Raw genomic sequence first — 8,370 nt, forward strand, 5'->3', positions numbered from 1 at the left:
TAGTTCGTGTCCTTCGTGTTCCGTTTTTCTCGGTACTCGGTACTTGGTACTCGGTACTCGGTACTTGTCCTCTACAATCTGAATCTTCCCGGCCCCACGCTCATCCATACCTTTCGCATCCGATGAAGATAGGGATCACCTGCTACCCCACCTACGGCGGCTCCGGCGTCGTCGCGACCGAGCTCGGCATGGAGCTCGCCGCGCGCGGCCACGAGATCCACTTCATCACCTACAAGCAGCCCATCCGCCTCAACACCCAACACGCCAACATCCACTTCCACGAAGTCGACGTCTCCAACTATCCGCTCTTCGAGTACCCGCCCTACGACCTCGCGCTCGCCACCCGCATGGCCGAGGTCGCCGACGTCCACCAGTTGGACCTCCTTCACGTCCACTACGCCATCCCGCACTCGGTCTCCGCGATGCTCGCCCGCCAGATGCTCGCCGCCGCCCGCCCCTCGCGCCGCCTGCCTTTCGTCACCACGCTGCACGGCACCGACATCACCGTGGTCGGCGCCGACCGCTCCTATCTCCCCATCACCAAGTACTCCATCGAGCAGTCCGACGGCGTCACTTCCATCTCGAGCTACCTGCGCGACCGCACCATCAGGGAATTCGAGATCCAGCACCCTATCGAGGTCATCCACAACTTCGTCAACTGCGATCTCTACATGCGTTACGCCGACGCCAAGAGACTTCGCCGCGAGTATGCGAAAGACGACGAGCGCGTCCTCGTCCACCTCTCGAACTTCCGCCCCGTGAAGCGCGTTCCCGACGTCATCGAGATCTTCGACCGCGTCCAAAAGAAGCTCCCCGCGATGCTGCTCATGATCGGCGACGGCCCCGACCGCTCCCAGGCCGAGTGGCTCGCCCGCCGCAAAGGCATCCAGGAACGCGTCCGCTTCCTCGGCAAGCAGAACGAGATCAACCAGAAGCTCCCGATGGCCGACCTCATGCTCATGCCGAGTGAGCTCGAGTCGTTCGGCCTCGCCTCGCTCGAAGCCATGGCCTGCGAGGTCCCCAGCGTCGCCACGCGCGTCGGCGGCGTGCCCGAGGTCATCGACCACGGCTCCACCGGCTTCCTCGCGGATGTGGGCGATGTCGAGACGATGGCCCGCTATGCCATCGACTTGTTGTCGGATGAGAACACGTTGCGCGAGATGGGCAAGGCCGCGCGCCGCGCCGCGCAGTCGCGCTTCTGCGCTTCCAGGATCATTCCGCAGTACGAGCAGTTCTACCGCACCGTGCTCGAGCGCGCCTCGTAGATCGCCGTCGCGGCGTTCGCGACCGGCCCGGAATCGAGCGACTCCAGCACCGGAAAGTCCAGCGTCACCCGCGTCCCGCCCTGTCCATCGCGCTCCCCGATCCCCAGCCGCGCCGCTTCCCCGTACAGCACCTTCAGCCGCTCGGCCACGTTCGCCATCCCGATGCCCGATTGCGAGGTCGGCGCGTCCGGCGTCACGCCCACGCCGTCGTCTTCCACCTCGATCAGCACGTGCTCCCCGCGCAGGCTCGAGCGCAGCGTGATCGAGCCGCCGTCCACCTTCGGCGCCAGCCCGTGCTTGATGGCGTTCTCCACGATGGGCTGCAGGATCATCGCCGGCACCACCACGTCCAGTGACGCCGGGTCGAGTTCCTTGTTCACGCGCAGCTTGTCCCGCCCGAACCGCACCACTTCGATGTCCAGGTAATCGTCGATGAACTCGATCTCCTCGCGCAGTTGCACGAACGCCTCGTTGCGGCTCAGGATCCGCCGCAGGATGTTCGCCAGCTTCACGATCAGCTCGCGCGCCGAATCCGGGTCCACCCGCACCAGCGACTGGATCGAGTTCAGCGTGTTGAACAGGAAGTGCGGGTTGATCTGGCTCTGCAGCGCTTCCATGCGCGCCAGCAGCAGCAGCCGCTCCTGCTCTTCCAGCTTCATCTCGATGCGCGTCAGGTTCCAGATCTTCAGCGGGATCGCGACCACCGCGATCGTCGTCGCGTAGTGCGCCAGCAGCACCAGCCACTGCTGCCGCGGGATCTCGAGCGTGAAGATGCGCCCCGGCAGCGCCCGCCCCAGCTGCATCTCGACGAACGTCAGCGCGATGATCACCAGGAAGAAGGAGGTCTGCCAGTCCAGTCGCGGCCGCCGGATGTTCCGCTTGATCCAGCGGTACACGCTCACGTCCAGGAACGGCGAGAACGACCAGATCTCCTCGTGGTCGGTCGCCAGTTTCCGCAGCATCCCGCACAGCACGCCGACCGCCGCGAAGAACGGCACGGTCGCGTACTCCTGGTTGATGAGTGCCGGCAGGCCCACGAGCGCGCCGTACAGCCCGCCCGCCAGCGGCCCGCCCATCACCCCCATGATGATCACGCTCTCGAACGCGATGTCGGCGGCCAGGAAGTTGCGCACGTTCTGACGCACCCAGATCCCCAGTCCGATCGGCACCGCCATGAACGTGATGAACCCGATCGTCTGCCCCAGCGTCCGGTCTTCGCGGAACAGCAGCCGCTTGAACTCCTTCGACCGCCCCACCGCGCTCGCCACCGCCGCCGCCACGCCCAGCTTCACCAGCAGCGTGATCAGGATGAGCTTCTGGTCCATGACCCCGAGACTCTAGCACGCCAACGGAGTTGTAGCGCGCTCGCCCCCGAGCGCGCCCTATAATCCATATATGCTCAAGAAGGTAGCCGAAGCCGACTTCCCCACCCGCTGGGGACACTTCCGCATCCTCGGCTTCGAGGCCTTGGTTGGCGACGACCGTCGCAAGGAGGAAGCTGTCGCCCTCGTGCTCGGCGACCTCAAGAAGGCCCCGCCGCTCGTCCGCATCCACTCGCAGTGCCTCACGGGCGACGTCTTCGGATCGCTCCGCTGCGACTGCCGCCAGCAGCTTGAGCTCGCGCTCTCCCAGATTGCGGCCGCCGGCGCCGGCGTCCTCGTCTACGAGCAGCAGGAAGGCCGCGGCATCGGCCTGATGGCCAAGCTCCAGGCCTATGAGCTCCAGGACCAGGGCCGCGACACCGTCGAAGCCAACGTCGAACTCGGCTTCAAAGCCGACCAGCGCGAGTTCGCGCTGCCCGCGCAGATCCTGGAGGCGCTGGGAATAAAGGAAGTAAGGCTGCTCTCGAACAACCCCGACAAGGTCGCCGCCCTCAACCGCGCCGGCGTCGCCGTCGTCGAGCGCGTCCCCTGCGAGGTCGAGGCCCACTCCGCCTCAGAGAACTATCTCAAGACCAAGAAAGAAAAGCTCGGCCACCTCTTCACCACACGGTAGTTTATGGGTCATGCTGAGGAGCGTTGCGAGCGAGCGCTTTCGTCAGCGAGCGAGCAGCGACGAAGCATCTGAGGTCGCCTAATAGAGGAGCCGCTCCATCTCTTTCCGATTTCCCACCGGCAATCGTTTCAGACTGGCCCTCGCCAGCGCCCGATAAACTTCCACCGCTCCCCGCACTTTCCGCAATTCCTTCATGTGACGCTTGATCGTCACCAGGTCGCCGCGGCGCATCGGCCCACTGAACGCCGCCGCCGCCCCGCCGTGGAAGTAGTTCTCCAGTGTCCGCCGCAGGATTGCCCGCACCACCTTGGCGGTCTGCGCCGGCTCTAGCCCCGCCGCCTTGCCCACCTGCTCCGCTTCGCTCAGCAGCATCACCAGCAGCGGCGACGAGAACGACCCCAGCGCGTGATACAGCGGTTTCTTCGCCTTCTGGATGGCGAACGCCTCCCCGCCCAGGTCCCCGGCGATCTGCCGAGCGACCCTGGCAGCCCGGACATCGCCTTCGATCGCGAACGTCAGCCCGCGCAGCGCCGGCGGTTTCGCCCCCGCGAACGTCATCATCGGGTGCAGCGACCCCACGCTCGCGCCGCGCGCGCGCAGCGCGCGCAGCTCGTCGCTCGCCAGCGCGCCGCTCGAGTGCAGCGCGATCTTCCCACGCCACTCCCGCCCGCGCGCCAGCGCGCGGGCAACTTCTGCGATCGCCGCATCCGGCACGCACAGCCACAGCACGTCGGCGTCGAGCTTCGCCGTGCTGATTTCCACCGCCCGCGCTCCGGCGCTCCGCGCCACCGCGCGCGCTCGCGCCCGCGAGCGCGCCGGCTCCCGCGACGCCACCTCGGTCACGCGATATCCCGCGCGCTTCAGCGCCGGCGCCAGCGCCCGCGCCAGCGCCCCCGCACCGATCAGCGCAATACTCGGCTTCCGCATCCGCGTCAGACTATCAAATCGCCTCTCGCCTTTCCCCTTTGCGTTTTGCCTTTCTCTGTGTCTCTGTGTCTCTGTGGTAGGTTTTTGATTTATGCCGAAAGCCAAGGTCCTCTCCCGCCGCGTCGCCTACCGCGGCCCGGTCTTCTCCGTGACGACCGAGCGCGTCCGCGAGCCCGGCGGCATCTCCGCTCGCCGCGACGTCGTCCGCCACCCCGGCTCGGTCGTCATCCTCGCCCTCGACTCCCGCCGCCGCGTCCTGCTCGAGCGCCAATACCGCCACGCCGCCAACGCCTTCCTCTGGGAGCTCCCTGCCGGACGCATCGATCCCGGCGAATCCGCCCTCGCCGCCGCCAGGCGCGAGCTGCTCGAGGAGACCGGCTACACCGCGCGCCGCTGGCGCCGCGTCCTCTTCTATTACGCTTCCCCCGGTTTCCTCGACGAGACCATGGCCGTCTATCTCGCCACCGGGCTCACCCGCGGCCGCCCCCGCCCCGAAGCCGACGAAGCCATCCGCACCCGCTTCTTCCCGCTCCGCCAGCTCGCCCGCGCCGCCGCCCGCGGCAAGCTGCGCGACGGCAAGACCATCTCCGCCGTTCTCGCGCTCGCTTCTTCTGCAAGGCCCTAGCCCACCTTAGCCCTCCAAATCGCGCCAAACCCGCATTTTCAGCGGCTTTTCACGTCTCCGCGCCATTGACATATCGCATTACCACTGTAAAAATACTCGTCAACAGCTCCAAATCAGGTTTCCACGACTGCAAGCCCAGGGGTTCCTAGCAAGCGAGGGTTTTTCCTCAGCTCCAACGGGTGTCTGGACCGTTTGAAGCCTTACGCACGTGCACCGGTCTGCACTCGGGCCTCCTTCTCCGCTCTTTCGGCGGGAAGGCGGCGCACGCCATGGCTTGGTGCGGGAGGAAGAAAGCAAGTGGCTCGTTTGAAAGGCAAAGTGAAGTGGTTCAATAATGCCAAGGGTTACGGATTCATCGGCCGCGAGGATGGCGGCGCGGATGTCTTCGTGCACTACAGCTCGATCCAATCCGAAGGCTACAAGAGCCTGCAGGAAGGCGACGATGTCGAGTTCGAGATCGCGCAGGGCCAGAAAGGTCCGCAGGCAGAGAACGTGGTGAGGCTCCAGAGCATGTCCGAGCAGTAAGCCACCACCGCGAACCCTTCGCGCATCACTCCGTACCTAGCGCAGAAACCTGGCTCCCGTAGCTGGGTTTTTTATTGCTGTGGACTGTGGACAGTGCACGGTGGAGAGCAGCGCGCCGACCTCTGTCCACCGTCCACTGTCCACGGTAGACTTTTTCCCGTGCCCACCTTCGACAACAAGCAGCTCGCCAACATCTTCTACGAGACCGCCGACCTCATGGAGGTCCGGAACGACGACCCCTTCCGCATCCGCTCCTATCGCCGCGCTGCCGAAGCCATCGAGTCCTATCCCAGCCAGATCTCCGAGCTCATCTCCGAACCCAAGCGCCTGCTCGAGATTCCCGGGATCGGCAAGGGCATGCTCGCCAACCTCCAGCAGCTCTTCTCTGAAGGCAAGCTCGCACTGCGCGAAGAGCTGCTGCAGAAGTACCGCCCCTCGATGCTCGAGCTGCTCAAGATCTCCGGCCTCGGCCCCAAGACCATCGCCCTCATCTGGGACGCTTTCCAAATCTGCGACCTCGACGGCGTCGCCAGGCTCGCTACCGAAGGCAAGCTCCGCGAGCTGCCGCGCCTCTCGGAAAAGACCGAGCAAAAGATCCTCAAGTCCATCGCGAACTACCGCCGCATCTCCGGCCGCTTTCATCTCGACGAAGCCGACCAGACCGCGCAGAAGCTCATCGCGCACATCGCCGGCGCCCCTGGCGTCGAAAAGGTAACGCCCGCCGGCTCGCTCCGCCGCGGCCGCGAGACCGTCGGCGATCTCGACCTGCTCGTCACCGGCAAGATCTTCGCCGGCAAGAATGGGAAGTCCGCCGCCCAGCGTCAGGCCGTCATCGAGCAGATCCTCCGCTCACCCGGACTGTTCGAAGTCCTCGCCCAGGGCGACAACAAGGTCAGCTTCAAGCTGCGCACCGGCATGCAGGTCGACGTCCGGCTGCTCCCGCCCGACTCCTTCGGGGCCGCGCTTCAGTACTTCACCGGCTCGAAGAATCACAACGTCACGCTCCGCCAGCGCGCCCTCAAGCAGGGCCTCACACTCAACGAGTACGGTCTCTTCACCGTGAAGGGCGAGAGGCGTGTCGCCGGCGCGACCGAGGAAGAGGTCTACAAGAAGCTCGGCCTCGACCTCATCCCGCCCGAGCTGCGCGAGAACTGCGGCGAGATCGAAGCCGCCGCCGAGCACAACCTGCCGCGCCTGATCGAGCAGCGCGACATCCAGGGCGACGTCCACGCCCACACCGTCGAGACCGACGGCAAGAACTCCATCCGCGAGATGGCCGAAGCCGCCCGCGACCGCGGCTACAAGTACTGCGCCATCACTGACCACTCCAAGAATCTGGCCTTCGCCAATGGGCTCGACGACAAGCGCGCCCTCGCCCACATCAAGAAGATCCGCGACGAAGCCAGAAAGCTCGACGGCATCACCGTCCTCGCCGGCATCGAGGTCGACATCCTCGAGCACGGCGACCTCGACCTCGCCGACGACACCCTCGCGCAGATGGACATCGTCATCGCCAGCGTCCACTCCCACTTCGGCCAGGAGCCCGCCAAGATGACCGACCGCCTCCTCAAGGCGCTCTCCAATCCGCACGTCTCGGTCATCGGCCACCCCACCGGCCGCATCCTGCTTCGCCGCGACTCTTACGGATTCGACCTCGACGCCGTCCTCCGGGCGGCTGCCACCAACAAGATCGCCATGGAGCACAATGCCTATCCCGACCGCCTCGACCTCTGCGACACCCACCTCAAGCGTGCCAAGGAACTCGGCGTGAAGATCGTCGTCAACACCGACGCGCACCACACCACGCACTACGACAAGCTCCGCTACGGCATCCTCCAGCTCCGCCGCGGCTGGCTCACCAAGGACGACGTCCTCAATACCCTCCCGCCCTCCCAGTTCGCCAAAGCCATGAAGCGCGTGCTCTAGATTGGATGTGGGTAGGCGCCGGCGACTCGCCGGCGCGTGTGCCGCGCTCGCCCCCGAGCGCGCATCTGCGTAGACTCTAAGCGGCCATCCTGCATCTCACGTTGTGCACGAGGAGCGTATGCCCGAGCAGCCCCAACCCACCCCCATTCCCCCCGTCACTCCCCCGCCCAAGCAGCAGCACGACGCCGGTCACGTCCCCATCACCGAAGAGATGGACAGCGCCAAGTGGACGTTGCCGCCCATCGTCCCCGTTCTCATTGCGCTCGGCGCGGTCGCCATCATCGTTGCGATCGTTTCCTTCGTGAACCGCCCCACGCCCGCCGCCTCCGGCGAGATCACCGACATCCAGGCCGTCGAGATGACCGGCGCCAAGGGCGACAAGACCACCCTGGTCGCGATCAATGTGAAGGTCCACAACACGACCGACCGCACGCTTTATATCAAGACCGTCTACGGCGAGCTCACCACGCCCGACAGATCCGAGCCCATCAAGGACGAGGCCGCCTCCTTCGTCGACTTCGACCGCTACTACGTCGGCTATCCCGACTTGAAACAGAACGCCATCGACCCGCTCAAGCCGGAGACCAAGATCCGCCCCGACACCGACGCTGCCGGACGCATCGTCGTCATGTTTCCCGTCTCCAGGCAGCAGTTCGACGCGCGCAAGTCCATTGCCGTCCGCCTCGACCTCTACGACCAGCGCCCCGTCGTCATCACCAAGTAGCCGAACCTGTAGCGCCCTCGCCCCGAGGTGCGCAAAAAAACGCTAGCCCCAAAGAGGAACGGCGCCTTTCGGCGCCGTTCTCCGCGACCTCTTCTGTCCTCAGCGTTCTCTGCGTTTCAGGCTTTCCTACTCGGTACTCGCTACTCGGTACTCCCTACTGAGCCGGGAACGGCGCGCTCTTCGGCGTCGCCAGGTACCCGCTGATCTTGTTCTTCTCCACCGACATCACCACGATCTCGTAGAGCTGCCGGTCGCGCCCCGTGATGAGCTGCATCGGCTCGAACGCCGTCCGGTCCTTCTTCTCGATCGTCCGGTCGTCCGCGATCACGTTCAGCGTGAACTTGCTCTTCTTCGGGTCCGCCTTCTTCAGCTGCAGCGAAATG

At 65.4% G+C, this 8,370-nt stretch carries 9 protein-coding genes; 6 read left to right on the forward strand and 3 right to left on the reverse strand.

The window, feature by feature from the left end:
- Positions 1 to 122: 122 nt before the first annotated feature.
- Positions 123 to 1,265 carry an N-acetyl-alpha-D-glucosaminyl L-malate synthase BshA gene (bshA, locus tag VLA96_05295; protein HSE48603.1) on the forward strand — a complete coding sequence of 381 codons (1,143 nt, stop codon included), beginning with the start codon at positions 123 to 125 and terminating at the stop codon, positions 1,263 to 1,265.
- Here bshA and VLA96_05300 read toward each other — a convergent pair.
- A complete protein-coding gene (locus tag VLA96_05300; protein HSE48604.1) occupies positions 1,235 to 2,590 on the reverse strand; it encodes a histidine kinase in 1,356 nt (451 codons plus the stop codon). The two genes, bshA and VLA96_05300, sit on opposite strands and share 31 nt — an antisense overlap.
- A gap of 70 nt (positions 2,591 to 2,660) precedes the next feature.
- On the opposite strand from VLA96_05300, the gene ribA reads away from it, so the two are divergent.
- Positions 2,661 to 3,260 carry a GTP cyclohydrolase II gene (gene ribA / locus VLA96_05305; GenBank protein ID HSE48605.1) on the forward strand — a complete coding sequence of 200 codons (600 nt, stop codon included), beginning with the start codon at positions 2,661 to 2,663 and terminating at the stop codon, positions 3,258 to 3,260.
- Positions 3,261 to 3,338: 78 nt separating this feature from the next.
- On the opposite strand, the gene VLA96_05310 is transcribed toward ribA, so the two are convergent.
- Positions 3,339 to 4,187, reverse strand: a complete 849-nt coding sequence (locus VLA96_05310; GenBank protein HSE48606.1) for a DUF2520 domain-containing protein — start codon at positions 4,185 to 4,187, stop codon at positions 3,339 to 3,341.
- A gap of 91 nt (positions 4,188 to 4,278) precedes the next feature.
- Here VLA96_05310 and VLA96_05315 point away from each other — a divergent pair, with 91 nt between their 5' ends.
- The 4 genes from VLA96_05315 (at position 4,279) to VLA96_05330 (ending at position 7,987) form a co-directional block, all read left to right on the forward strand.
- Positions 4,279 to 4,812, forward strand: coding sequence for an NUDIX hydrolase (locus VLA96_05315; protein ID HSE48607.1), 534 nt, complete (start codon positions 4,279 to 4,281; stop codon positions 4,810 to 4,812).
- Between the two features lie 297 nt (positions 4,813 to 5,109).
- On the forward strand, positions 5,110 to 5,337 hold the full coding sequence (locus VLA96_05320) for a cold shock domain-containing protein (GenBank protein ID HSE48608.1): 228 nt from the start codon (positions 5,110 to 5,112) through the stop codon (positions 5,335 to 5,337).
- Positions 5,338 to 5,496: 159 nt separating this feature from the next.
- On the forward strand, positions 5,497 to 7,263 hold the full coding sequence (gene polX, locus VLA96_05325; protein ID HSE48609.1) for a DNA polymerase/3'-5' exonuclease PolX: 1,767 nt from the start codon (positions 5,497 to 5,499) through the stop codon (positions 7,261 to 7,263).
- 118 nt (positions 7,264 to 7,381) lie between these two features.
- Positions 7,382 to 7,987 (forward strand): hypothetical protein, encoded by a 606-nt coding sequence (locus VLA96_05330; protein HSE48610.1) that lies wholly within the window; start codon positions 7,382 to 7,384, stop codon positions 7,985 to 7,987.
- 154 nt (positions 7,988 to 8,141) lie between these two features.
- Here the strand turns inward: VLA96_05330 and VLA96_05335 are convergent.
- The coding region (locus VLA96_05335) for a hypothetical protein (protein ID HSE48611.1) at positions 8,142 to 8,370 on the reverse strand (229 nt) is incomplete at its 5' end.

It is taken from the genome of Terriglobales bacterium, assembly GCA_035457425.1.
Lineage (GTDB): Bacteria > Acidobacteriota > Terriglobia > Terriglobales > Acidobacteriaceae > JACPNR01.